19 protein-coding genes, 5 tRNA genes and 1 other RNA gene are annotated in these 25,380 nt (G+C 47.6%); 11 read left to right on the forward strand and 14 right to left on the reverse strand.

Annotated elements, in window-relative coordinates; translation table 11 throughout:
- Positions 1–324 precede the first annotated feature (324 nt).
- From VNM22_08070 to VNM22_08110, 9 genes are all read left to right on the forward strand, one after another.
- Positions 325–1,257, forward strand: a complete 933-nt coding sequence (locus VNM22_08070; protein HWP47105.1) for a DNA methyltransferase — start codon at positions 325–327, stop codon at positions 1,255–1,257.
- A 244-nt stretch (positions 1,258–1,501) separates the two neighbouring features.
- A complete protein-coding gene (locus VNM22_08075) occupies positions 1,502–1,924 on the forward strand; it encodes a RidA family protein (protein ID HWP47106.1) in 423 nt (140 codons plus the stop codon).
- Positions 1,925–2,051: 127 nt separating this feature from the next.
- Positions 2,052–3,728: a methylmalonyl-CoA mutase family protein gene (locus tag VNM22_08080; GenBank protein HWP47107.1), complete on the forward strand. Its 1,677-nt coding sequence runs from the start codon at positions 2,052–2,054 to the stop codon at positions 3,726–3,728.
- Between the two features lie 126 nt (positions 3,729–3,854).
- Positions 3,855–4,745, forward strand: a complete 891-nt coding sequence (locus VNM22_08085; GenBank protein HWP47108.1) for an RluA family pseudouridine synthase — start codon at positions 3,855–3,857, stop codon at positions 4,743–4,745.
- Positions 4,726–6,051 (forward strand): chemotaxis protein CheW, encoded by a 1,326-nt coding sequence (locus VNM22_08090; protein ID HWP47109.1) that lies wholly within the window; start codon positions 4,726–4,728, stop codon positions 6,049–6,051. Before VNM22_08085 ends, VNM22_08090 begins: the two co-directional genes overlap by 20 nt.
- A gap of 265 nt (positions 6,052–6,316) precedes the next feature.
- The gene (locus tag VNM22_08095) at positions 6,317–8,101 is read left to right on the forward strand and encodes an NADH-ubiquinone oxidoreductase-F iron-sulfur binding region domain-containing protein (protein ID HWP47110.1); all 1,785 of its coding nucleotides are present in this window, start codon (positions 6,317–6,319) and stop codon (positions 8,099–8,101) included.
- A 9-nt stretch (positions 8,102–8,110) separates the two neighbouring features.
- Positions 8,111–9,859 (forward strand): [FeFe] hydrogenase, group A, encoded by a 1,749-nt coding sequence (locus tag VNM22_08100; GenBank protein ID HWP47111.1) that lies wholly within the window; start codon positions 8,111–8,113, stop codon positions 9,857–9,859.
- A gap of 198 nt (positions 9,860–10,057) precedes the next feature.
- The gene (locus VNM22_08105) at positions 10,058–10,762 is read left to right on the forward strand and encodes an ABC transporter ATP-binding protein (protein HWP47112.1); all 705 of its coding nucleotides are present in this window, start codon (positions 10,058–10,060) and stop codon (positions 10,760–10,762) included.
- An 87-nt stretch (positions 10,763–10,849) separates the two neighbouring features.
- Positions 10,850–12,088 carry an ABC transporter substrate-binding protein gene (locus VNM22_08110; protein ID HWP47113.1) on the forward strand — a complete coding sequence of 413 codons (1,239 nt, stop codon included), beginning with the start codon at positions 10,850–10,852 and terminating at the stop codon, positions 12,086–12,088.
- Positions 12,089–12,237: 149 nt separating this feature from the next.
- Here the strand turns inward: VNM22_08110 and recR are convergent, their stop codons facing one another.
- The 14 genes from recR to VNM22_08180 form a co-directional block, all read right to left on the reverse strand.
- Entirely contained in the window at positions 12,238–12,882 is a 645-nt protein-coding gene (gene recR, locus VNM22_08115) for a recombination mediator RecR (protein HWP47114.1), read from the reverse strand.
- Between the two features lie 38 nt (positions 12,883–12,920).
- The gene (locus VNM22_08120) at positions 12,921–13,256 is read right to left on the reverse strand and encodes a YbaB/EbfC family nucleoid-associated protein (protein HWP47115.1); all 336 of its coding nucleotides are present in this window, start codon (positions 13,254–13,256) and stop codon (positions 12,921–12,923) included.
- 30 nt (positions 13,257–13,286) lie between these two features.
- On the reverse strand, positions 13,287–15,143 hold the full coding sequence (gene dnaX / locus VNM22_08125) for a DNA polymerase III subunit gamma/tau (protein HWP47116.1): 1,857 nt from the start codon (positions 15,141–15,143) through the stop codon (positions 13,287–13,289).
- A gap of 143 nt (positions 15,144–15,286) precedes the next feature.
- Positions 15,287–15,553, reverse strand: an RNA gene (gene ffs / locus VNM22_08130) — signal recognition particle sRNA large type.
- 166 nt (positions 15,554–15,719) lie between these two features.
- Positions 15,720–15,809, reverse strand: a tRNA-Ser gene (locus tag VNM22_08135).
- Positions 15,810–15,922: 113 nt separating this feature from the next.
- Positions 15,923–16,010: transfer RNA gene (locus tag VNM22_08140), tRNA-Ser, on the reverse strand.
- A gap of 44 nt (positions 16,011–16,054) precedes the next feature.
- The gene (tadA, locus tag VNM22_08145) at positions 16,055–16,531 is read right to left on the reverse strand and encodes a tRNA adenosine(34) deaminase TadA (protein HWP47117.1); all 477 of its coding nucleotides are present in this window, start codon (positions 16,529–16,531) and stop codon (positions 16,055–16,057) included.
- 96 nt (positions 16,532–16,627) lie between these two features.
- Positions 16,628–16,701, reverse strand: a tRNA-Arg gene (locus VNM22_08150).
- A 17-nt stretch (positions 16,702–16,718) separates the two neighbouring features.
- Positions 16,719–16,810: transfer RNA gene (locus tag VNM22_08155), tRNA-Ser, on the reverse strand.
- Between the two features lie 179 nt (positions 16,811–16,989).
- Positions 16,990–17,076, reverse strand: a tRNA-Ser gene (locus VNM22_08160).
- Positions 17,077–17,079: 3 nt separating this feature from the next.
- Entirely contained in the window at positions 17,080–18,393 is a 1,314-nt protein-coding gene (gene serS, locus VNM22_08165) for a serine--tRNA ligase (protein ID HWP47118.1), read from the reverse strand.
- Positions 18,394–18,769: 376 nt separating this feature from the next.
- A complete protein-coding gene (locus tag VNM22_08170; protein HWP47119.1) occupies positions 18,770–21,499 on the reverse strand; it encodes an AAA family ATPase in 2,730 nt (909 codons plus the stop codon).
- A 642-nt stretch (positions 21,500–22,141) separates the two neighbouring features.
- Positions 22,142–22,993, reverse strand: coding sequence for an ATP-dependent Clp protease proteolytic subunit (locus VNM22_08175; GenBank protein ID HWP47120.1), 852 nt, complete (start codon positions 22,991–22,993; stop codon positions 22,142–22,144).
- Between the two features lie 27 nt (positions 22,994–23,020).
- Positions 23,021–23,716, reverse strand: coding sequence for a rhomboid family intramembrane serine protease (locus VNM22_08180; GenBank protein HWP47121.1), 696 nt, complete (start codon positions 23,714–23,716; stop codon positions 23,021–23,023).
- A 247-nt stretch (positions 23,717–23,963) separates the two neighbouring features.
- Between VNM22_08180 and VNM22_08185 the strand changes: the two genes are divergently transcribed.
- A complete protein-coding gene (locus VNM22_08185; protein ID HWP47122.1) occupies positions 23,964–24,611 on the forward strand; it encodes an acetamidase/formamidase family protein in 648 nt (215 codons plus the stop codon).
- 198 nt (positions 24,612–24,809) lie between these two features.
- Positions 24,810–25,340, forward strand: a complete 531-nt coding sequence (gene nrdR, locus VNM22_08190; protein HWP47123.1) for a transcriptional regulator NrdR — start codon at positions 24,810–24,812, stop codon at positions 25,338–25,340.
- Positions 25,341–25,380: the final 40 nt, after the last annotated feature.

The raw sequence follows: 25,380 nt of genomic DNA on the forward strand, positions 1-25,380 counted from the left end.
GCCCCTCAGGGGCGAACTGTCGGTAGCCTCCGATGTAAATCGGGGGATTCAATCATTCAGAATTTTTTCAAGCTCCGTGGCAGCGGCCTGTTAACTGGAGGGGGGATGGGGGGTGTTCAGACAGAAAAAGTGACACCTACTAAATTGGTATAGTTACCCGACATCCATTTTTGTTGACAGGCGCCTCAAAATATGGGAAAAAATAAAAGAAGAGGTCCCATAATCCTTGTCAGGCTGTAGGACGGTTACACAGCTTCTTCACCTCCTGATTTTCCTTCCCCTAAGCAAGGGCGAGGGGAACAGGAGATAAGGGAGGCAATTTCGATGAGGAAGGAGAACATGACCTTGGCCTTGCCGCTTGTCATAAGGGAATCTCAAGGTCTTTATCGTTCCAAGATCCCCATTGGCTGTACAAGAACCTGCTTGTGCCCATCCAATCATATAAACTGCCTGACGGCAAAGGAGTGGATCAAATGCCAGCTTGGGATTTGGCAATTCTTTTATGAGGGTGGGGATATTCGTGACAAAAACGTCCATCCGGCGACATTCCCGATTGCCCTTTCCAAAAGGGTCATCGGTCTCTTTACACACGAAGGTGAACTTGTCCTCGACCCATTCGTAGGAAGTGGTACGACCCTTGTGACGGCAAGAGATTTGAATCGAAATGCCATAGGCTTTGACCTCCAAGAAAAGTATATTAATCTTTGCATTGAACGCCTGGCTTCTGGTAATTTGTTCAACCGTGCTCAACAATTAGCCGTTCAAGATGATGCAAGAAACATCCCGGCCTACCTGAACCCCGAAACGGTCAGTCTGATTTGGACCTCTCCACCTTATGCTAATCTATTAAATAGAAAACGCCTCAATAAATCCAGACGTGACCGACGCAATGAACAGTTTGGAAGGATCGAACAGTACTCACAAGATCCGCGGGACTTAGGCACCATGCCCCTTGAAGAGTATACGAAAGCTATGGGGGACATTTTCGAAGCCTTGCTGCCTTTGCTCAGACCCAAGGCGCATTGCGTTATCAACGTCCCGGACATGTGGTGGGAAGATCGGCGTATCACCCTTCACGTTGCTCTCATTGAAGAGTTACGAAAGCGAGGGTATGAACTCAGGAATATCATCATTTGGGATAAAACGAATATTGTGAACAAGATAGGTATATTCGGTTGGCCGAGCAATTATATTACTATGGGGACAACGTTTGAGTATCTCTTGGATTTCTGGAGGCCACCGAATGGAACTCTATAAAAGATGAACTGATAGACATAGGGCTTTGTTTACTTAGTTTTACTTGACTTTTAAACGGCCCTCACCCCCGGCCCCTCTAACCTCCCCCTCACCCTCTCCACTTGTGGAGAGGAGGTGGGGGGGGTTAGGGGGGATTAGGGAGTTGATCTGGGGATTTGCCGGCTCCCCTCTCCCACGCTGTGGGAGAGGGGCCGGGGGGAGGGGAAATCAGACAGCTTTTTCAATAAAATCATAGGGAGAGAATATGGAGAGAAAAAACATATCAACGGGAACTCCTTGGGAACCGATAGTAGGATATTCCCGGGCCGTCCGGATAGGGCCCTTTGTCCACATATCGGGAACGACCGCCACCGATGAAACCGGTCGAATCATAGGCCTGGGGGATCCTTACGCCCAGACCGTCCAGGCCCTTCGAAATATTGAATCAGCTCTACGCCAGGCCGGAGCCGGCTTAAAGGATGTGGTTCGTACCCGGATTTATGTGGTCAATATCCAGGATTGGGAGAAAATCGGGAAAGCCCATGGAGAATTCTTCCGTGAAATTCGACCGGCTACCAGTATGGTAGAAGTAAGCCGATTAATTGCTCCGGAGATGCTGGTGGAGATCGAAGCAGATGCTTTTATTTCAGAAGGAGGGCAGGAAGGGTCTTCTGCCGAGACACTTTAAGCTGCCTTTATAAATTGCAGGATTTATCAGAAATCCTGACCGGGGATGGCCACCTTCGGCAGGCGGGTTTTTGGGCGTTGGGGCTCGAAGATACGTCTGAAGGGGCGGACATCCAGAAATGAGATCCATGTACGACCTCATCAAGTTAAATGAACTTAAAAAAGCTAAAGAAACCTGGGAAACTAACCTATCCAAGAAACTCGCACAGACGCCTGAAAGGAAAAAAGAATTTAAGACTCCCTCCGGGATTGAAATGAAGCGGGTTTTTACCCCGGAAGATATCCAGGATCTGGACTATCTGGAAAATCTAAACTTCCCCGGCAGTTACCCTTTTACCCGAGGCGTTCAGCCGACCATGTACCGGGGACGGCTCTGGACCATGCGGCAATATGCCGGATTTGCCACGGCAGAGGAGTCCAATAAACGTTACCGGTATCTGCTGGAACAGGGCCAGACCGGATTAAGTATCGCTTTCGATCTTCCCACCCAGATGGGATATGATTCTGATGATCCTCGGGCTTTTGGAGAAGTGGGAAAAGTCGGGGTAGCTATTGATTCTCTGGAAGATATGGAAATTTTATTGAAGGGAATCCCTTTAGATAAGGTCAGCACTTCTATGACCATCAACTCCACAGCAGCTATTCTTTTAGCTATGTATATCGCCGTAGCAGAAAAGCAGGGGGTTCCCTCGGAAAAACTGCGGGGAACGATTCAGAACGATTTACTGAAAGAATATATTGCCCGAGGTACCTATATTTACCCCCCGGAACCCTCCATGCGGATTATTACCGACATCTTTGCCTTTGCCAAAGACCACGTTCCCAATTGGAACACCATCAGCATCAGCGGGTACCATATTCGGGAAGCCGGAGCCACGGCAGTTCAAGAAGTTGCTTTTACCTTAGCCAACGGAATTGCTTACGTAGAAGCAGCTCTCAAAGCGGGTCTGGCGGTAGATGATTTTGCTCCTCAACTCTCATTTTTCTTTAATGTCCACAATAACTTCCTGGAAGAAGTAGCCAAGTTTCGGGCAGCTCGAAGGATGTGGGCCAGGATTATGAAAGAGCGTTTCAAAGCCCAAGATCCGAGGTCCATGATGCTACGATTCCATGCCCAAACGGCCGGAAGTTCTCTGACGGCGCAGCAGCCAGATAATAATGTAGTACGGGTAGCTTTACAGGCCCTGGCAGCTGTTTTCGGTGGTGCCCAATCCCTCCATACCAATTCCCGAGATGAAGCTTTGGCCCTTCCCACCGAAGACTCTGTACGTATCGCCCTGAGAACGCAACAAATCATTGCTTATGAAACAGGCGTGGCGGATACCGTTGATCCCCTGGCCGGTTCTTACACCATAGAAGCCCTTACCTGTGAAATTGAAACACGGGCCTGGGCCTACCTTCATAAAATCGATGAGCTGGGAGGTATGATCCGGGCCATCGAATCCGGATATGTCCAGAGGGAAATCCAGGAAAGTGCCTACCAGTACCAAAAAAGTATTGAAAATAAAGAACAAATTATCGTAGGGGTTAATGAGTTTGTCATGGAAGAACGGATACCCTTTGAGATTCTCAAACTCGATCCGGAGTTGGAAAAAGCCCAGGTGCGGCGGGTTCAAGAGCTCCGGAAGCGTCGAGATAATGAAGCGGTTAAATCGGCTCTAACCCGTTTAAAACAGGTCGCCCAGGGAACCGATAACCTCATGCCTGCAATCCTGGATGCGGTTAAATGCTATACCACCCTGGGAGAGATCTCCCATGCTTTACGGGAAGTGTTTGGAGAGTATCACGAATCGATTGTATTTTAAGGGGAATATTGTCTATGGCCCGAGGTCCAGGGTTGATAGGACCTCCCATGGACCACGGATCATAGACCACAGACCATTAAACAGAGTTTTACCCTTCGCGTTCTCGATTCAGATGCCCATCAACGGTTGGATACCTTCCTTGCCCACCGGTCCGATGTATCTTTATCCCGATCCCAGGCTGCAAAACTTATTAAACAGGAGCGGGTTCGGGTGAACGGCCGTCCGGTAAAGCCCAGTTACGAAGTGCAGGTAGGAGATTGGATTGAGGTAGATCTGCCGGAACCGGAACCGCTGGAACTCGTTCCCGAAGAAATCCCTTTAGATATTCTCTATGAAGATGAAGCCCTTATCGTTTTGAACAAACCGGCGGGCCTGGTGGTGCATCCGGCACCTGGACACCCAAAAGGAACCCTTGTCCATGCCTTACTGGCCCATTGCCAGAATCTTTCGGGGATCGGAGGGGTCCAAAGACCCGGTATTGTCCATCGACTGGATCGAGATACTTCCGGAGTTATGCTGATAGCTAAAACTGATCAGGCCCATCAAAGCCTTTCTACCCAACTGAAGAATCGGGAGATCATCAAGGAATATCTGGCCGTTGTTCATGGAATTTTTAAAGATAAAAAAGGGACTCTTTCCACAGTGATCGGACGGCATACCCATGATCGTAAGAAAATGTCCGTCTTTACCCGGCAGGGTCGTCCGGCCGTTACTTCCTATGAAGTGATTGAAGAATTTCCCAATTATTCGCTGGTGAAAATCCAGATCCACACCGGACGTACCCATCAAATCCGGGTCCATATGAAATATCTGAACCATCCTGTGGTAGGAGATCCTTTGTATGGAAGAGGTGCTAAAGATCAGGCCCTTATCCAGCGCCAGGCCCTCCATGCAAAACGTATCACTTTTAAACATCCGGTAACCGATCACCCCCTGGAGTTTGTGGCACCCCTACCGCAAGATATGAAAAATCTCCTTGAAAAGCTGCGAGCCTCATATGGAACTCAATCTCATTAAATTTAGAGTCGGTGGAGTAGATTTTGGAATTTCCGTTGAGGAAGTCCAGGAGGTTATCTTCTATCCTAAACTGCGCCCATTACCAAGACCTCTACCCCCTGTTAAAGGGGTCTTCGAATTTCGCAATAGCCTGATCCTTCTCGTGGATCTACGGAAAAGATTGGGATTAGACTTTACCGGTTTAACACGCAATACCCGGGTGATTGTAGCCAGATTAACCCAGGGACTTACGGGAATACTCGTGGAATCCCTCTCAGACTTCAAACGTATATCAACAGAGTCTCTCCTCCCTCCCATTCCTTTGGCCGGATTCGGTGAAGACCTTTTGAAGGGAATTTATTTACAGGACGATGAGATGATCCTGCTTCCCGATTTTAATAAGATTCTATTTTCATTTATCCGGATCCAGTTGTCACCTCCCAGCCTCTTCGATCGGATAGCCCTTCGACATAAATTTAATAAAGGTCCGTTAACTTCGATCCTGGAAGAAATTTATACCCACCGGCAGATACCTTTTTCGACGACGCAGGCCAAGATACTTGCCAGATCCCTGGATCTGCCTGTTACCCAACTTTGTAAAATAACCTCCTTCTATCAGCGGTTTCATCCTATCTCCCCTCCCATTGAGTCCCTTGAAAGCCCGAGAATAGCCCAATTTGGGGATCAGGAATATCTCCAGCTTTCTCAACGTTTAGAAGAAGAGGAAAGAAAAGGAAAATTAAACCTTCTGGAGATAGAATCCCATAAGGAATCCCAAGATCTTATGGAGAGATGGGATAGTTTCCTGGATAGAAATCCCTTTGACTTACCAAAGCCGGGCCCTAAGCAAGAAGCAAGGAACAAGACGCGAAGTTTTCTTGCTTCCCACCTCTTACCCCTGGTCACGGATTCTGGGAAGCAAATCCCTTTAACCCGATATAGAGATTTGGCCCGGAGACTGGATCTACCTACCCCCCAACTTGCGCATTTTATCTCCTTCTATAAAGGAAGTAGGGACAGGAAAATGAGCAAAGAGGATAAAGGGGAGGCCGCTGAGGTTAAATCGAAACCTGAGCTTTCTGTTAAGACCCTTTCGGAAGATCTTTTATCCGATAAGAACCAACCCTTACCGGAGGTACTTTATACCATTCTGGACCGACAAGGCTCTATCACCCCTGAAGATATTCGATTTATCAGTCGGGTTCGAAACCTTCCTGCCACGCAAGTCTACAAACTGGTTTCCTTTTTGTACGGGACGGAGGTCATTTTGAAAACAGAAAACTTGACAAGGAACCCGCAGGCAGTAGATAATGCCGGCTATAAATAAAAGGAAGATATTTCTCAAAAGTTCAGGTATTCTGAAAGCAGATTTTAAAATTTTGGGGTGAAAGACATCCGGGGAGCGAGGGAAATTTATTTCCGGTTCTGAATAAGATAAAAAAGGAATCAGGATCTCTGACCCTGGATGAGGCTAAACATGTGGCTTCTTTACAAGATATTTCCCATGTCCGGCTTCATAAGCTTCTCATAGTTTATAACGTAAGCGTCCCTATGGAACGTTGAACGTTAGATGAACGGTCATTACGCTGATTGTGAAAACCCTTACCGATAAATGTTGTTCAAAATGCTGGGACAGTGAACTCCAACGCTGTCCGGTTTTTACAGAGTGCCAACCTCAACGGCCTTTGTCCCACTGTCATACAGATGAGGCTTGTATTCGTCAGCGTGAGGAGGTTGTCACCCGACTCCGGTATGGAGCCGGAACTTTGATTCGGGTTGGAGTGGGCACTTGCGGTCAACAGGCAGGAGCTTCTTCGGTATTGGGAGCTATTTTCATAGAACTTCAACGACGAAATCTTTCCCATGTAAGCCTTTCGATAACGGGATGTCTGGGAAATTGCTTCCAGGAAGTTGTGGTTTCCATTTCTCATCCTAAATACCCCACCGTTCTTTACACCCAGGTAAGTGAAGACAGGGTTCCGTATTTGATTTCCGAGCACATCGAAAAAAAGCGTATTGCCCGGGATTTGGTTTTAGCTCAACTGGAGGAGCCCGGGAAAAAGCCTTTAGGTCATGTTCCGGTCTTCAAAAATCTAGATTTTTTCCGAAAGCAGATCTGGCGCGTCTCAGAACGTTGTGGGCATATGGATCCTGAAAGCCTGGACGACTTTTTGTTGCATGGAGGTTTTCTAGGTCTTTCTAAAACCATCAGAGAAGCTAAGCCGCCGGACCTGTTGAAATTGCTTAAAGAATCTAAGTTAAAGGGTCGTGGGGGGTCTGGAGAAGATGTGGCCGATAAATGGGCCCGCGTGGCTGCTGCAGATGGAGAGGAAAAATATATCATCTGTAATGCCCATGAAGGAGATCCGGCCTCCTTTAAGGATCGAAGGTTACTGGAAAGTGATCCCCTGGGGGTCATAGAGGCTATGACCCTGGCCGGATATACCGTTGGAGCCGGAAAAGGGATTATCTTTCTGAACCCCAGGTATGAACTGGCTAAAAAACGCTTAGAACTGGCCCTTACGAAGGCACGGGCCTTTAATTACCTGGGGAAAGAAATTCTCGGCTCGAACTTTTCTTTTGATATCGAGATTCGATTATCCCCAGGAGATTACCTGTCGGGAGAGGAAACTTCTTTGGTTACTTTCCTGGAAGGTAAAGCCGGGGTTAGAAGGGTCCCACCTCCCTTAACCAGCCAGGGTCTGTGGAATCTTCCTACGTTGATCCACAACGTAGAAACCCTCTTGAACATACCCCTTTTGGTGGTCAAAGGGGTTGATTGGTTTCGTGAACAGGGTACCGGGAACAGTCCGGGAACTCGATGCTGGACCTTATCCGGATGCCTTCAACGGAGGGGGATCGTAGAAGCTCCCGTCGGTATTTCGATTCAAGATCTGCTGGATATGGGGGGTGGGGCCCTGCCCGGGAAGAAAATTAAAGCCGTTCATGTGGGGGGATATGTGGGAGGTTATCTGCCGGAGAGTCTGTTTCAGACTCCTTTAGACGACGTGTCCCTGAAAAAATCAGGTATTAGCTTGGGAATCGGATCTCTGGTAGCCCTGGAGGAAACCACGTGTATGGTTCATAAGACCTGGCAAGACGCTCTTTTTACGGCTAAAGAAGAGTGTGGTCAGTGTACCCCGGGGCGGGAAGGCTCTTATCAGATATCTCGATTTCTGGAGAAAATCTGCCGGGGAAGAGGAGTCCGAAGTGATCTTCAGAAGCTCAAAGAAATTGCTTTCTATATGCGGGAGGCTTCCATGTGCGCTTATGGGCGCTTTTCCCCTGGACTTATATCCAGCTCTCTGGAGTATTTCCACTCTGAGTATGAGGAGCATTTGCAGAAGCACTGCCCGGCAGGGGTTTGTTTTAAATAAGAGGGGAAAATGGATCTCATTTCGATTCTTATCGATAACCGGGAAATTCAGATTCCCAGAGGAATTACGGTTTTAGAAGCGGCTGAATCCCTGGATATTAAAATTCCTGCACTATGTGTTTCCCCAGGCTGGGGAACGTCCGGTTTTTGTCGAAGTTGCGTGGTAGAGGTGGAAGGAGAGGATTACCTTCCCATAGCCTGTAGTCTGCCCGTTCAAGAAGGGATGGTTATCAAAACGAACTCCCCCAGAGTACTTGAATCCCGTAGATTAACGGTGGAATTGCTCCTTGCCCGCCATACCATGGATTGTGCTGTCTGTTATCGAAATGGCAGGTGTTCTCTCCAAGATCTGGCAAATACCTACGGAATCAAGGAATCTCGATTTCTTACCCGAGAGAAACCCCTGGAAATCGATGATAAAAGTCCGGCCATTGTGCATAATCCCAACCGCTGTATTCTATGTGGTTTATGTGTTCAGGCCTGTTGCGATATCCAAACCGTTTCGGTGATTGATTTTGCCCATCGAGGATTCGACCGGGTCGTGGAACCGGCCTTCGGACAGAGTCTTAATGAGGTGGAATGTGTTGCCTGTGGGCAGTGCATCCAGATCTGTCCGGTAGAATCTTTCTATGAAAAAAGCGAGATCGATAAAGTAAGGGAAGCCCTGAGAGATCCCCATAAAGAGGTTGTGGCGTTTTTATCTCCTTCGGTGCCGCTCTCTATCGGAGAAGAGTTTGGAATCGAGCCCGGAAAGTCTCTCTCCGGAGAAGTTATAAAGGCCTTGAAAATGGCCGGTTTTAAGAAGGTTTTTGATACCGCTCTGGGGGCCGATTTGGTAATCATGGAAGAAGCTTATGAGCTGTTAACCCGCTGGAATTCGGGTAAAAGTCTCCCTCTGATAACCTCCTGTAGTCCGGAGTGGGTCAAGTTCGTCGAGCACTTTTATCCGGAACTCTTACCTCATCTCTGTCCTACCAAATCCCCCCAGCAGATCATGGGAACTTTAGCCAAGACCTATTTTGCCGAGATTACGAAGATAGATTTGAAAAATCTCTTTACGGTTTCTATAACTCCTTGTACGGCTGAGAAGTTTGAGCGGACCCGACCGGAGTTAAATATCCAGGGTTTTCCGGATATAGATGCCTGTTTAACCGTCAAAGAGGTAGCCCGCCTCATTCGGATGACCCTGGGAAACCCTTTTCCCGATATCGGCTCCGAAGAGTTTGATCAACCCTTCGAGGTCTCATCGGGAGCAGGAGTTATATTCGGAGTGGCCGGGGGGGTCATGGAAGGTGTGCTGAGGACTCTGTACGAGCTTAAAGTCGGTAAGAAGTTGAAATCGGTAGCTTTTGAGAATATCCGGGAAGAAGTCAGAACTTCTTACAGCGGAGGCCTTCGGGAAGTGGAGGTTCAAGTAGGAAATGAAACCCTTCAGGTTGCTGTGGTGCACGGATTAGGAAATGCCAGAAGGATATTGGAGGCCCTTCGATCCGGGAAGAGCCGGTATCATTTTATCGAAGTAAAAGGATGCCCCAACGGCTGTGCTCAGGGGGGCGGTCAACCTATTCCAGCTACCCTTGAAATTATTCAGGCTCGAGAACGCGGCCTTTATCTAGAGGATGAAAAAAGAAAAATCCGTAAAGCCCATGAAAATCCCAGAATCAAAGAACTTTATGAAAAATTTTTTAAAAAACCCGCCAGTCCCACGGCCAGAAAATTCCTACACACGGAGTTTACGCCGCGGGAACACCATCTCTAAAAAATCTTTAAAAACCATCTTGTAAAAGTGTTGAAAGTTTATGTAATTTTATCTATCATTTCCTCCTCTTGTTCCTGAAATTTTACCTTCTGTCAAACGAGACGTTTAACCTACCTGGGTTAACTCAAGGACGGGTAAAAGAAGTTGAATACCTTTTAGCGGAGGAAATTTTCTTCTACCAATCTGGAGAATAGAAACGTGCTGATAGTTGATAAAATTTGTGTTTTCTATGGAGATATACAAGCCCTATGGGAAGTTTCTTTTCAGGTGAGGGAAGGGGAAATTGTCGCTCTGGTAGGAGCCAACGGAGCCGGCAAAACAACCATTTTGAAGACCCTGGTAGGGATTCTGCGTGCGGCGTCTGGAACCATTACCTTTCAAGATGAAGATATCACCCACGAGTCGACCCATAAAATCGTCGAAAAAGGAATTTCTTTAATTCCTGAAGGGCGTAAACTTTTTCCTCAAATGTCGGTCTACGAGAATCTGGAAATGGGGGCTTATTCCCAACGGGCCAGGAGTAAAAAAAATGAGATGCTCGCCCGAGTTTTTAGATTGTTTCCCATTTTAGAAGAGCGAAAAACTCAGCCGGCTGGAACCCTTAGCGGAGGAGAGCAACAGATGGTTGCCATTGGCAGAGGGTTAATGGCACTTCCCAAACTTCTGCTTATCGATGAACCTTCTCTGGGATTAGCACCTAGGATTGTTAAAGAGCTTTTTCAAGTCATTCAGGAGATTAATCAACAAGGAGTGACTATTCTTTTGGTAGAGCAGAATGTCCATCAGGCTCTGAAAATCGCTCATCGAGCCTATATACTGGAAACCGGTCATATTACCCTGGAAGGGAAAGGAGCCGAGCTCCTTCAGAATGATTATATAAAGACGGCCTATTTAGGATTGTAAATACAGAGGCAAGAGGCAAGAAGCCAGGGTTTTAGAGGCTGATCTGGCTTACCATAGGCTTCTGGCTCTTTGTTTCTCGAGAAAATCATGGATCGAAGAACCTTTCTTAAGGGCACAGGTGCTTTAGGGATTATAGCTGTTGTTCAGGGGTTTCCTGCCCTGGTTCGAGGGGCCGGGCAAGAAATTAAAATCGGCGCGACACATCCGTTAACCGGACCCTTGGCCGATATTGGTCAGTCTTGCCGCAGAGGGATGTTGTTGGCTGTAGAGAAAATTAACGCTGAGGGCGGGATTAAATCCCTAGGAGGTGCTCCACTGAAACTACTAGAGGGGGATGATCAGGCCAGGCCGGAGGTTGGGATTGCCGAAACAGAACGGCTTATTCGAGAAGGAGCCGTCGCACTGACTGGTCCTTTTACCAGTCAGGTGGCTATGGCAGCCACCCAGGTTGCAGAGCAACATCAGATCCCTTATGTCGTCAGTATCGGTGCAGCCGATCAAATTACGGAACGGGGGTTTAAGTATACCTTCCGAATCTTCGTTACCACCGATACCATCGGTCAGGATGTAATTAAATATATCGTAAAACTTTCGGAAGTGACCCACATACCCATTAAAACGGCGGTATTAATCCATACCAATGACTTGTTCGGCAAAGTTCAATCGGATAAAGTGATAGAACATTTAAAAAAAGCAGGCTCTCCCTTTGAAATTGTAGAACGAATTTCCTACGACTATACCTCCAAAGATCTGAGTGTAGAGGTGGCCAGGGCAAAGGCTGCTAAACCCGACGTGCTCCTTCCCATCTCTCGACTCCAGGATGCCATCCTCATCACCCGGGAGATGTTCAAACAGAGATTCGAGGTAAAGGGAATTATCGGTGCCCCCAGTCCGGGCCATTATGAAACAGAATATATCAAATCCCTGGGTAAACTGGCAGAGTATACCCTGGATGCCGCTCCCTGGTATAATGTCAAAGATCCTAAAGTACAGGCCATATCCACCGAGTTTGAGAAAAAATTTAATAAATTCTTTGATCTCAACGCCGCTTATAGTTACGATGCCATTCTGGTTATCGCAGATGCTCTGGAACGGGCGGCATCTACAGAGCCTGACAAACTGGTCGAAGCCTTGAGAGCTACCCGGTTAAACAGTCATCTCATGATTTCCAGAGGACCTATCCAATTCGATGAAAAAGGAAATAATATCAACGCAGGTCTTTCTTTTTTCCAAATTCAGGAAGGTCGGGTCAAGGTCATCTTTCCGGAGGAATATGCAGAGGCCAAAGTCGTTTTTCCGGTTCCCCTATGGAGTGAGAGAAAGTAGTATTTCCTCCATAAGGCAAATGATAACCTCTTGCTGACCACGAAAATTATCGTAGCCAAACTCCGAACGGAGCAGTTGAAGGGGATGTTCAGGCCTATTTAGTTATTTATACCCTTTATGGGTCCTACCGGCCGGGATAAAATGAGTCCTTAAATTTCCCGCCGTCCCTCTAAAGCCCTGGCCATGGTTACTTCGTCGGCATATTCTAAATCTCCACCCACCGGAATTCCATGGGCAATTCGGGTAATCTTAATGCCTAAGGGTTTCAGGAGTCTGGAAATGTACATGGCTGTCGCTTCCCCTTCCACATTGGGATTGGTAGCTAAAATAATCTCATTACGACTCTCTCGTTGAATCCTGTTGAGTAAACTTTTGATCTGAATATCATCCGGGCCAACTCCTTCCAAGGGGGAGAGAGAGCCCATGAGAACATGATAGACACCTTTATACCCCCCTGTTTTTTCAATAGCCAGAAGATCATTGGGCTCTTCAACCACACAGATGACTTTTCGATCTCGTCGGGGATCTGAACAAATATTACACAGTTCCTTTTCTGTAAGATTCCCACACTCAGAGCAATATCCTATTTTCTCCTTAAGATCAATCAGAGCCTTGGCCAGACGTCGTACGTCTTCTACGGGCATTTTAAGGAGAAAAAAGGTTAATCTTTGGGCAGTTTTTTCTCCGATTCCAGGGAGTTTGACCAATTCGTCGATAAGCTTTGCAACCGACTCTGTATAACGAGCCACTGGCTGGTAGATAGTAAGTGGAGTAAGTAGTGAGTAGTAAATCATGAGCAGGAAAGTACCGACTACTTACCTCCTACTCACTTTTAAGAAGTAAGTCCGGGTATTTTGATCCCACCGGTTAATTTAGACATTTCTTCGGCCATCATTTCCCGGCTTTTCTCAATGGCCTGATTTACGGCGGCAACAATTAAATCTTGAAGCATTTCTATATCATTCAGACTGATCACCCCCGGATCGATTCGAATAGACTTGATTTCTTGCTTTCCATTGGCTATCACCGTAACCATACCACCACCCGCAGAACCTTCTACCGTTTTATTGGCCAGTTCCTCTTGTAATTGAGCCATGCGGGCCTGGACTTCTTGAAGCTGCTTCATCACGTTTCCGAGGTTTCCGAGATTTCCTATTCCTTTAAACATAATATCTGTCCTCCATTCTTATGGGGTTAATCATTGGGGAGCCTTTCCATCAAACAATTGTAAGATCTTTTTAAGGACCTTCTGCTCGTCATCTTCCAACATTGTTGGATCCGAGGTAGAAACCTGGGATCGTTCCCCCACTGGGGAATTTACTTCTACGGAAGGTTGAATGACTGAAGGGACCGGTCTGGCAAACTTTCCGTTCTCTCTGGGAATATCCTGCTCTTCTTTAAGGAAAGTTACTTTAATTTTAGGGGTTATCTTGAATTCTTCATGTAAAATATCCCGAATAATCTTCAAACTATCAGGTTCCTCAACCTTCTCTTTGGCAAAACTGGAATTTTTACTAAATCCGATAACAATGGCTTCTGGAGATACCTCAATCACCTGACCTTTTCTTAAAGTAGAATTCAGAGAAGGTTTGATTTTCTCCGTTCTGGCCAGAATACGTTCCCACACATCCCCTACCGGTTCCGAATCTTTTTCATCCCCCGGCGATGCCGAACGATCTTCCCCTCCGACCAGGATTTCTTCCGATTTCTCGACCACTCCGGTTTCCATAGGAGGGGGCGGTTCTACCGGTTCTTCCTGTTTGGGTACCTTCATTTTCTCAGATAAAAGGGGCTTTTCCAGGACAGGAGGCTGGGATGGTCTGGAGCGAGAACTCCACTCCCTGAAGAGATCCAGGGAATTTTCTGAACCTTTCGGGGGTTCTAAATCTAAAGAGCCTTCGGAGGCCAGCTTTTCTTCCAGTTGCTGAATTTTCTCTAGGAGGCTTTCTACAGGTTGAAGAGAAGCGAGCTGGCCTGCACGGATTAAAGCCATTTCTAAAACAAACCGGGGATAAGAAGTACGTTTTAACTCCGATTCGGTTTCCAGCAAGAATTTAAAAATTTGCTGGAGTTCCTGGAGAGAGACCTTCTGAGCCTGTTCTTGTAATTTTTGAAGATCCAGAGAGATATCCTCGATAAAGGTATGGGGATCGGGAATCAGCTTTACCACGATCAAATTGCGGAAGTACTCGATGAGTTCTTTACAAAACTGTCCTAAATCATATCCGCGAAGCGTCAAATCTTCTACGAGTTGAAAAATCTCCCGGGTTTTTTTAGATAAAATAACCTCGGCAAAAAGCCTTAAAGTTTCCTGACCGATAACTCCCAATAGAGCACGAACATCTTCCTGGTGGACCTGAGTTCCGCTATACGAGATGATCTGATCGAGAAGGCTTTGGGCATCCCGCATACTCCCCTCGGCGGCTTTGGCGATATAAACCAGGCTTTGGTCATCTATCTGGACGGATTCCGATTCTGCGATATGTTTCAGGCTTGCCGTAAGCTCTTTTAGCGAAACCCTTCGAAAATCGAACCGTTGACAGCGGGAGAGGATGGTAACCGGGATTTTATGAACATCGGTGGTAGCCAGGATGAAAACCACGTGTTTAGGAGGTTCTTCCAACGTCTTCAGGAGTGCATTAAAAGCCTCGCGGGTTAGCATGTGGACTTCATCGATGATGTAGACCTTATAACGGAATTTGGCAGGAGCGTATTTAACACTCTCACGAAGTTCCCGGATTTCATCGATTCCCCGATTGGAGGCGCCGTCGATTTCAAGGACGTCCACCGAAATCCCCTGTTTAATTTCTAAGCAGGCCTCACAGTTATCACAGGGAACAGGAGTCGGTTTCTCTTCCTTTTGGCAATTAAGTGCTTTGGCCAGAATACGGGCGGTGGTTGTTTTTCCAACTCCTCGAGTTCCTGAGAACAGGAAAGCATGGGCAATACGTCCACCAGAAATTGCATTTTTTAGCGTTTGGGTTACGTGACTCTGCCCGATAACCTCATCAAATTGTTGGGGACGCCATTTCCGGGCAATAACTTCGTAAGACATGATGAAACTAAGAAACCCGTTTTTCTCCCTCTGGAGCCATGCAGACGCGAAGTAAGGGCGCAATGCCTTGCGCCCCTACCATTTTTATCGGCATGGATCTCCAGGGTAAAAAACGGGTTTTTCGGATAGTTTCAGTTTAGAGACCGTGCACCCAACCTTCGAATACCACTCCCCTGCGTTACAGTCTACAGTTAGCTCCGGTCAGGCACCCCCACGGCACACGAGAAAATCTCCTTAAGGCTGCTTCCGTCAGGACCTGACCTGGTTCGGAGCATCTCGTCGCGTGGGACCCAACCATCAACACCACTTATAGACTGTCTGACCAGAAGAATGGGACCCTCGGGTTGGGAATTAAACCCCGCTAAGCGGATTTCGGGTACAGGGCACCGCTACCTCCCCGTCTAGCACGGTCAACCGTAAAGTCTCGGAGACACAGGGGTATCGTCAGATGCGTCTCTAGACACGGGGTTTTAGGACGCGGGGACTGAGAGACACGGAGATGCGGGGAAATATCCTGCATCTCCGTGTCCTAAAACCCCTCGTCCCTCAAGTCCCCGCATCCCCCGGTCCGGGAAATGGCGGAGAGGGGGGGATTCGAACCCCCGGTGGAGTTGCCCCCACACATGCTCTCCAGGCATGCCGTTTCAACCACTCACGCACCTCTCCGGGAACTTCTCAGTGACCCTTTGCTTTCGTATAAGGTCTCTTATCAATATACATCTTTATCTTTTTTGGTGCGAGGAGAATTCTTTATCTTCTCCCCAATATTTAAAAGAGCACGGAGAGGGGGGGATTCGAACCCCCGAGGGACATAAAATCCCTAATGACTTTCGAGGCCATCCCGTTCAACCACTCCGGCACCTCTCCAGGGAAAAATCAAAAGTAGAACCAACCTGTATCTCGCCCCAGGCTTAACCCTTCCAAGACCCTACCGGGCGGAGGGTTTTAAAAAAAGTCTTTAAAATCTCGCTACAGGCCGCCTCCAGGATTCCGGAAGTGACTTCGATTTGATGATTTAACCGGGGGTCTTGAGCGAGGTTGTAAAGGGATCCTACTGCTCCTGCCTTGGGATCTGAGACCCCATACACGAGATGCTGGATGCGAGCTAAAATTAACGCCCCCACACACATGCTACAGGGCTCCAAAGTTACATAAACGGTTGCATGGGGTAGCCGCCAGGAATTCAACTTCCGACAGGCTTCCCGGAGAGCCAGCACCTCTGCATGGGCCGTAGGGTCCTGTAGGGCTTCTCGTTGATTATGACCTTTTCCTACTATCTGACCTTCGACGACTACAAGGGCTCCTACGGGTACTTCACCTTCTTTGAAGGCCAGCCCGGCCTCTTGAAGGGCCAGGCGCATAAACTCTTCATGCCGATGATTTTCCATAAAATCTACTTTTACTCCTACAGCACCTTATCTTTAAGAGTCGGCAGGACCTTCTGGAGCGTATCGAAGAAGGTAATACCCAGAGTAGAAAAGAAATGCGCCCAGGAGGAGTCGAACCCCCAGCCTACAGATCCGTAGTCTGTTGCTCTATCCAATTGAGCTATGGGCGCACGACACAAACAAATTCTGGCGGAGAGGGGGGGATTCGAACCCCCGGTACACCTTGCGGCGTACAACAGCTTAGCAGGCTGCCCTGTTCGACCACTCCAGCACCTCTCCCAGCCCCTCCCTCTCCCTCCCCGTATACGGGGAGGGCTGGGGTGGGACGCTGTTAAACTAACAATATATATTTTAATTGAAAACCCGATTTATTTCAACCTTTGTTTTAAGTACGGGCGCAAGGCATTGCGCCCCTACCGGGTTCTGATCTCACAGCAATAAATTCTAAAATTTATAGGCGGAGAGGGAGGGATTCGAACCCCCGGACCTCGTAAAAGGTCTGCGGTTTTCAAGACCGCCCCGTTCGGCCACTCCGGCACCTCTCCGATTCAAACCCGGTTCCGACTTATTCGTTCCATCCCGTTCATGTAAGGCCTGAGGGCCTCAGGAATCACAACACTTCCATCCCGTTGCTGATAGTTCTCTAAAATGGCTACCACGGTTCGTCCTATGGCAACTCCCGACCCGTTTAAAGTATGGACAAATTCCGGTTTTGCCTTGGGAGCCGGACGGTAACGAATGTTGGCACGACGCGCCTGCCAGTCTTCAAAATTACTGCAGGATGAGATTTCTCGATACGTATTCTGGGCAGGTAGCCAGACTTCAATATCATAGGTTTTAGCCGAAGCAAAACCCATATCTCCCGTACAGAGTACCACAACCCGATAGGGAAGTTTTAAACGTTTCAAAACCTCCTCGGCATTCAGTAACAAACTCTCCAATTCCTGATACGATGTGGCAGGTTCTACAAACTTGACCAACTCTACTTTATCAAACTGATGCTGTCGGATTAATCCCCGGGTATCCTTTCCATAGGAGCCTGCTTCACTTCGAAAGCAAGGCGTATAAGCCGTATAATAGAGGGGAAGTTGATCCTTCTCTAAAATCTCCTCCCGATGAATATTCGTAATGGGTACTTCAGCCGTGGGAATAAGATAATGAAGCCTTTTGTTCTCCCGACCCTCCACAATCTCAGTACTGACGACTTTAAATAAATCCTGTTCAAACTTCGGAAGTTGTCCGGTGCCGATCATGGCTTCCGCGTTAACCATCAACGGAGGCATATGCTCGATATAACCATGCTCTTTCGTGTGAAGGTCCAGCATGAAATTGATTAAAGCCCGAACCATTAAAGCCCCGGCTCCTACAAACAAACTAAACCGCGCACCGGACATTCGAGTCGCCCGGGCAAAATCCAAAATTCCAAGGGATTCTCCTATCTCCCAATGGGGCCTGGGTTGAAAATCAAACTGCGGAATCTCCCCCCACCGTTTTACCTCTACATTATCTTCACTGCTGGTCCCTACAGGGACAGAATCATGGGGTAAATTGGGAACCCAGAGCAATAATTGATAAAGCTTCTCCTCGCATTCTTTAAGACGTTGATCCAGTTCCTTGATTTCTTGCGAGACCTTCCGCATCTCCTCTTGTTTTTCCGTAGTATCCTGCTTTTCCCTTTTTAACCGTCCGATTTCTTCTGAAACCACATTCCGACGATGTTTGAGGGCTTCCGCAACTTGAAGCAATTCCCGCCGTTCCTCATCTACTTTAAGAATCTGCTGAAGATCTACCTCAACTCCCCGTTCCTTCAGCTTTCGGCTTACCTTATCTACATTTTCTCGAATAAATTTAATGTCCAGCATAGCAATCTGCTAATCTAGGATAGATATCCCTTCTATCAATTATAGGGCTGAAAACAAAGTTCAACGTAATAATTTAACAGCAAGGTCTCTTGAAGTCAACGGTTTTTTATGAAGTCCCAGGCCTTTGTTGAGACTGGAAATTCGTTTCAGGTGGGGGGGGTTATAAAGATAAATTTTCATACTCTATGACGATCCAGAGGGAGGCAGGAAGGTTTTGAGTTAAAATTGATCCTTCAGGCAGCGAAGCCCTTCCATAAACTCAGGACGGGTTTATGGAAGGGCTCCGGCCAGGCTCCGATGAGGGGTTGCTTTTCATGACAGCCTGGGAACCTCCCATCAACCGGGTCAGGAGGGGGAGGTACAGGAACAGATCCTTCTAGGTTTTGCTTGCAGATACCGGCTCCTGGGTTACCGGCTCCTGGACTTTGTCAAAGAGTATAGTTTGGGAAGCCCGGTCATAGCGAAGCTTAACCGTTTCCCCTTCTTTAATATCTCCCTTAAGCATGGCCGCAGCCAATTTTGTCTCCACTTCACTGCGAATGCGTCGTTTCAGTTCTCGAGCTCCGAACTCGGGTTGATAACCCACCTCGGCCAGATACTCAACCAGGGAATCCTCCAGGATCAGATTAATATTTTGGGCATGGGCCGTCCTTTTGACCCGTTCCAACTGTAATCTGACAATCTCCTTAATCTGTTCTTTACTCAGGGCGTGGAAAACAATGATTTCATCTATACGATTGAGAAACTCGGGTCGAAAATGCTGCCTCAAGATCCCCATTAACTCATTCTTGAGTTGCTCGTAACTTAGCTTGTCCTGGTCCCGAGCATGGAGATTTCGCTGAATAATATCAGAACCCAGATTGCTGGTAGCGATGATAATGGTATTGGTAAAATCCACTACCCGGCCTTTTCCATCGGTCAATCGACCTTCATCGAAAACCTGCAAAAGGATGTTATGGACATCGGGATGGGCTTTTTCAATTTCATCCAGTAAAATTACGCTGTAAGGACGGCGTCGCACCCGTTCGGTAAGCTGTCCACCTTCTTCGTACCCTACATAGCCCGGCGGAGCCCCTATCAAGCGGGAAACCGTATGACGCTCCATGTATTCGCTCATGTCAATGCGGATGACGGCGTCTTCATCTCCGAAGACGACCCAGGCCAGTGACTTTGCCAGCTCGGTTTTACCAACCCCGGTGGGACCCAGAAACAGAAAGGTTGCAATGGGATGACCGGCTTCTTTCAAACCCGCTCGGGCCAGACGAATGGCATCACTGACGGCTTTAATGGCTTCTTCCTGACCGACCACCCGTTCATGCAACTTCTCTTCCAGTTTAAGCAATCGTTCCCGTTCTTCCAAGGTAAGTTCGGTGACCGGAATACCGGTAAGTTTTGAGACAATCTCGGCAATATGTTCGGCCCTCACTTCGGCAGATTTAGAGGCTGTATCCTTCTTCCACTTTTCCGTTGCTTCGGCCATTTGCTGCTCTTTGGTTTTTATTTCAGATTCGATTTTTTTCGCCTTATCGAACTCCTTGCGGGATACGGCATAGTCTCGCTCTCGTTTGAGTTGTTTGATGGAATTCTCTAACTCTTGAATTTCTCTAGGGCGTGAGGTAGCGGAAATACGGACCCGTGCAGCGGCCTGATCGATAAGATCAATGGCTTTATCCGGCAAGTAGCGGTTCGTAATGTACCGGTCTGAGAGTTCTGCCGCTGCTACAATGGCCTCATCGGTAATTCTGACCTTATGATGGGCTTCGTAACGATCCCGTAGACCATATAAAATGTTAATAGTTTGTTCTACGGTGGGTTCTGCAATGAATACAGGTTGGAAGCGACGCTCCAGGGCCGCATCTTTTTCAATGTACTTCTGATATTCATTAAGGGTGGTTGCACCGATCAAATGGAGTTCTCCCCGGGCCAGAGCCGGTTTGAAGACATTGGCCACATCCAGGCTACCTTCTCCGGCCTGACCGGCTCCCATAATGGTGTGTAATTCATCGATAAAAATAATCAATTCGTCCTTATGGGCCACGATTTCATCTAAAACCTGTTTGACACGCTCCTCAAATTCGCCCCGGTATTTCGACCCGGCCACCATGGCGTTCACATTCAACTCAACCAATCGCTTGTTGCGGAGAACCTCTGGAACTTCTTCGTTGACGATGCGTTGGGCCAGTCCTTCCACAATGGCAGTCTTGCCAACTCCCGGTTCCCCGATGAGCACCGGATTGTTCTTGGTTCGTCGGGCCAGAATCTCAATGGTGGTTTCGATCTCCGTGGAACGTCCTATGACCGGATCCAGTTTCCCCTGGCGGGCTAAAGCGGTCAAATCCCGCACATATTTATCCAGATGGGGAGTAGGCGTTGGCGGCTCGACGCGTCCTTCTTCCGCTCCTTTTCCGACCACTTTCACAACCTGTTGACGAAGGGCATTGGAGGTTAACCCGTACTTACGCAATACATCCCCTGCCAGCCCATCTTGCTCCTCTACCAGACCGATGAGCAAATGTTCCGGTCCGATGTAACTGTGGCCTAATTCACGGGAAATATCAAAAGCGCGCTCCAGGGCGCTCTTCACCCGAGGAGAAACCGTAACCTCCACCGTCTCTTTTTCGGGTTTTTGATACTCTCCCCTGGGAGCATTGGCTTCAATATAACCTCGGAGATCCTCAGGAGAGATTTTGAACTGGTTAAGGATGGCCCGGACGACTTCACTGTCGGTCAAAGCGTACAACAGATGTTCGGTATCCACCTCCTTTTTGCCGAACTCTACTGCCTTTTGGGCGGCCTGTTGGAGAAGCTCCTTTGTATGTTCGCTCAAGAAAGTATCGAGATCAACAGCCTCTCGATCCCTGCCGCGCCATCCTCTATCGGAAAAAATCGACTCAAAGTCCTCCAACCCTGAGTCCCTGAAAAAGTCCTCGAAAAGACTCCCTCGAAAAAGGGATTCCAGGGGTGATAAGGGTCTGCGATCTTGACGGCGAAGTCTCGCATAATCCATATCACAGATATCGAGGGTTCTTCGTCTTCCATCCTGAGTAACCGTGACGCGTACCGTCGCCGGTCTGATTCCACACATTTCACAAAGTTTGGCAGCCATGTCTTTATCTCCTTCTGTGTTAAAAAGAATCAACCCTCCCTGAGAGGGTGATCAAATTTACCGTATCCGGATAGATCCAGGATTCAGGCAGGCTCATATCCCTCAAAATCCATGTCTAAGTTGGCCCAGATTGATTTTCGGTGAGAAAATTAAAAACGATTCTGTTAGAGACACCTTTAAGGAGGGTTGCAGAAACGCCCATATCTTGCAAGGGATTCTACAGGAAGTTCAGATACCTGCACCCTTAGATTGTAGGGGAGATCCGTAAGAAGATCGGTAAAAGAACCCCTCGCCTGGGTAAGCAATTCTCCCTTTGAACCCTATCAAGATCTATCCTGGATAAACAGGTTATATGTAGGGTTTATATCTCATTATTCAAAAATGTCAATAAAAATTTCCAAAAATACCCATATAAATTCTGAAAATCATAAGAAAATGAATTTTTACAAAATTTCTGAAACCTTTCTTCTTCCCATACATTGCTTCAAGCAGAAGTTAACAGCCCATTATAGCCCTCACCGACTCGGCTTAATTTTATAGGTTTCTCTTTTTAGAGGTCTGAAAGGTTCAGAAAGCCTCTCTTTGGCCTTATCAAACCTTAAAGGGTCCCAAAGGGGACTGGATTATGAGGTATAAAACCATTTATTTTCTTCTTCGGCTACCGAACACAGGTTGCTCTGGCTCACGGGAGCGTGGTGTCGGAATATACTCCACCGAGGGACGCCGTTGGGCCGTTTGGGGATAGAGTGCCATAATCTGATAGACCTGTTTGGGCATATTGGTACTGACCGGTAGACCGAGCTCTTGGGCTTCACGAACCGTGATGGGATAATCATGGGTGAAAACCCCGGTCGCCAGCGTCGTGGCCACCCGTTCTGCCTGCTGTTCACCCATTTTCTCCCTCAGTAATTCCATTACCATTGCTTTTACCTGCCGAATAGCCTTCTCGGCAATATCGGCCATGATTAACGTATTATCTTCTATCTCTTCGATGGGTTTTCGCTCCAGCACTTTCAGGATGGAAGCAGCAGGTTGCTGGCCGAGTTGGGGATCAACGGGTCCCAGAACGGCATTATTATCCATGACAATCTCGTCGGCAGCCAAAGCAATGAGGGTACCCCCTGACATGGCATAATGGGGTACAAACGCGGTCACCTTGGCCGGGTGCTGCTGTAAAGCATAGGCTATTTGTTCTGCCGCCAGGACTAACCCTCCAGGCGTATGGATGATCAGATCAATGGGCACATCGGGATCGGTCAGTTTAATAGCACGCAGGATGGCTTCGGAGTCATCAATATCGATATATCGTACGAGGGGAAATCCCAGGAAACTCATGGTTTCCTGCCGATGAATCAGGGCAATTACCCGGCTGTTTCTTTCACGTTCCAGGCGCTCCAGCATCCGTAACCTCTCCATCTCCAGCATCTTCTGGCGAATGACCGGTTGCAGGGATGAAATAATAAAGAAAATCCACAGCAGAGAAAAAAAGTCCATAAAACATCCCCTCCTTTTGGATTTACTCTACCAGGGAAAATATTCGTCGGCATAGACACGACGAATGTAACGATGGGATACAAACGGGCGTACCAACACGAGTCCGGTCAGGAAACCTCCGACATGGGCCCACCAGGCAACGCCACCAAACGCCTGCACTCCAGCTACAATGGTTAAAATACCATTGAGTAACTGGGACACAAACCAGAACCCGAGATAAAATACCGCCGGGATTTCGACAAACCAGGGTAAAAAGAACAACGGCACCAGGGTAATCACACGGGCAGTTGGAAAGAGTATCAGATAAGCCGCCAGTACCCCGCTGATTGCTCCACTTGCTCCCACGGTGGGGATAAGGGAGTTTGGGTTGAATGCAATATGAACAAAGGCCGCCGCGAGACCACAGAGCAGATAAAACAGGAGGTAGCGACCACTTCCCATCCGATCTTCCACATTGTCTCCAAAAATATAAAGGGCCATCATGTTGCTAATCAGATGGGCCCATCCACCATGAAGAAACATAGAAGTTAATAAGGTGAAGAATTCAAACGGACTGGGATAAGCTAATAAACGCGCAGGAACCAGGCTAAAAATGGTGACATAAACTTCGGCGAGAGGCCCTAAAGACAGCAGAACGAAGAAAATAAAAACATTAATCGCAATAAGCGTCCAGTTCACTACAGGAAAAGACCTGGACTGGACTGTATCTTGCAACGGGAACATAACCCCTTCACTTTTTAGAGTTCTGGCAAAGGCTATCCTCTCTTATCCCGGCAGAACTCCCTGCTGGTGGATACACCTTTGCCTTCCATGGGATAATTATACGATCCTCCGATGGGATCAGATTTGAACCCTGCTTCTCCATGTGGAAATATCACGAGCTTACCTTATCGAAGGGGGATTAGATAGTCAAGCGAAAACTGTTGGACCAGACAGGAAAGTCGAAGTTATGAGGAGAGCTGCTTAATTTATGACCGGGCCTATTGCCGTGGAGGAAGCTGAACCGGGAGATACGTTGGAGGTTCGGATCTTGGGCATGACCCCAAGACTTCCCTATAGTACCAATATTGCGGCCCATTGGGGCTACCTCTACAAAGACTTTAACACGGAGCGTATTACCATTTATAAATTCGATGTAGGGACCCGACTCGCTCGAGCCGAGTTTGCTTTTACCTACAAAACGACCCCCAAGTACGACCGACCCGGTCCTATTACCCCTCCAAATCCGGAAGCTCGACAAAAGGTTCTTCAAGGGGTGGTAGTGCTTTTACGTCCTCACTTCGGCGTTATGGGGGTAGCTCCCAAAGAAAGTGGAAAGATCAATAGTATTCCTCCAGGAGATTTCGGGGGAAATATCGACAATTGGAAAATCGGAGCTGGCGCTACCATGTATTATCCGGTCTTTAACAAGGGGGCTAATTTTTATATGGGAGATCCCCATATGGCTGAAGGAGATGGTGAACTGAGCGGTACGGCCATCGAAGCCTCGGCCAATGGATGGGTACAGATCTTTGTACGAAAAGATTTTCCCATCACCAATCCGATTTTGGAGACTGAGACCCATTGGATCACCCAAAGACCCTATCGGCCAACAGGGGATACCCATTCTGATGGATAGATCGCATTCTATGGCAGGTAAAGGCCTGGGACCTGGGGTTTTACCTATTTAAAGCTGTGGTCCCGGCTCCTATAAAAAAAGAAAAGTTTTTTCCTTTTTAGCTTGACAAACCTCCCAATTGTGGATATATATTGATATACCAAAACATAGATATACTATATATAGTATATTTTTTGCCTTTATTCTTTATCCAAAGTTATGAAATGTCCTGTTTGTGAAAAAGATGAAGATAAGGTGATTGACTCACGTTCGGCCAGGGGGGGGAGTGTCATTCGGCGACGAAGGGAATGCCTGAGTTGTGGTCATCGTTTTACCACGTATGAGACCATTGAACAGGCCCCTATTTATGTGATCAAAAAAGATGGACGTCGAGAACCCTTTAATAGAGAAAAACTGTTAAGTGGAATTTTGATGGCCTGTAAGAAGCGTCCGATTCCCATGGAAACTTTAGAAACCATTGTCCAGGAGATTGAGACCAAAATTCATAATAACTTTCCTATCGAAGTACCCAGTCGCGTTATCGGAGAAATGGTTATGGACAGGCTACAAGAGCTGGATGAAGTCGCCTATGTCCGATTTGCTTCTGTCTACCGACAGTTCAAGAATGCCCAGGAATTCATGGAGGAATCCGAAGCGGTACAAAAACGGCGAATACAAAAGGAAATGGATAAGTCCCAGTTATGGATATTTAATCAGAAGCCAGAAATCGGAAGTCAGAAGTCTTTTTGAATTCTGACTCCTGAGGTCTGATGCTTGGGAGAAGAGGGGG

This window comes from Candidatus Limnocylindrales bacterium (genome assembly GCA_035559535.1).
GTDB lineage: Bacteria > Moduliflexota > Moduliflexia > Moduliflexales > JAUQPW01 > JAUQPW01.

Coding starts and splice junctions, on each gene's coding strand:
- VNM22_08070 (HWP47105.1), top strand. CDS start 325: ATGAGGAAGGAGAACATGACCTTGGCCTTGCCGCTTGTCATAAGGGAA.
- VNM22_08075 (HWP47106.1), top strand. CDS start 1,502: ATGGAGAGAAAAAACATATCAACGGGAACTCCTTGGGAACCGATAGTA.
- VNM22_08080 (HWP47107.1), top strand. CDS start 2,052: ATGTACGACCTCATCAAGTTAAATGAACTTAAAAAAGCTAAAGAAACC.
- VNM22_08090 (HWP47109.1), top strand. CDS start 4,726: ATGGAACTCAATCTCATTAAATTTAGAGTCGGTGGAGTAGATTTTGGA.
- VNM22_08100 (HWP47111.1), top strand. CDS start 8,111: ATGGATCTCATTTCGATTCTTATCGATAACCGGGAAATTCAGATTCCC.
- VNM22_08110 (HWP47113.1), top strand. CDS start 10,850: ATGGATCGAAGAACCTTTCTTAAGGGCACAGGTGCTTTAGGGATTATA.
- recR (HWP47114.1), bottom strand. CDS start 12,882: ATGATTTACTACTCACTACTTACTCCACTTACTATCTACCAGCCAGTG.
- VNM22_08120 (HWP47115.1), bottom strand. CDS start 13,256: ATGTTTAAAGGAATAGGAAATCTCGGAAACCTCGGAAACGTGATGAAG.
- dnaX (HWP47116.1), bottom strand. CDS start 15,143: ATGTCTTACGAAGTTATTGCCCGGAAATGGCGTCCCCAACAATTTGAT.
- tadA (HWP47117.1), bottom strand. CDS start 16,531: ATGGAAAATCATCGGCATGAAGAGTTTATGCGCCTGGCCCTTCAAGAG.
- serS (HWP47118.1), bottom strand. CDS start 18,393: ATGCTGGACATTAAATTTATTCGAGAAAATGTAGATAAGGTAAGCCGA.
- VNM22_08170 (HWP47119.1), bottom strand. CDS start 21,499: ATGGCTGCCAAACTTTGTGAAATGTGTGGAATCAGACCGGCGACGGTA.
- VNM22_08175 (HWP47120.1), bottom strand. CDS start 22,993: ATGGACTTTTTTTCTCTGCTGTGGATTTTCTTTATTATTTCATCCCTG.
- VNM22_08180 (HWP47121.1), bottom strand. CDS start 23,716: ATGTTCCCGTTGCAAGATACAGTCCAGTCCAGGTCTTTTCCTGTAGTG.
- VNM22_08185 (HWP47122.1), top strand. CDS start 23,964: ATGACCGGGCCTATTGCCGTGGAGGAAGCTGAACCGGGAGATACGTTG.
- nrdR (HWP47123.1), top strand. CDS start 24,810: ATGAAATGTCCTGTTTGTGAAAAAGATGAAGATAAGGTGATTGACTCA.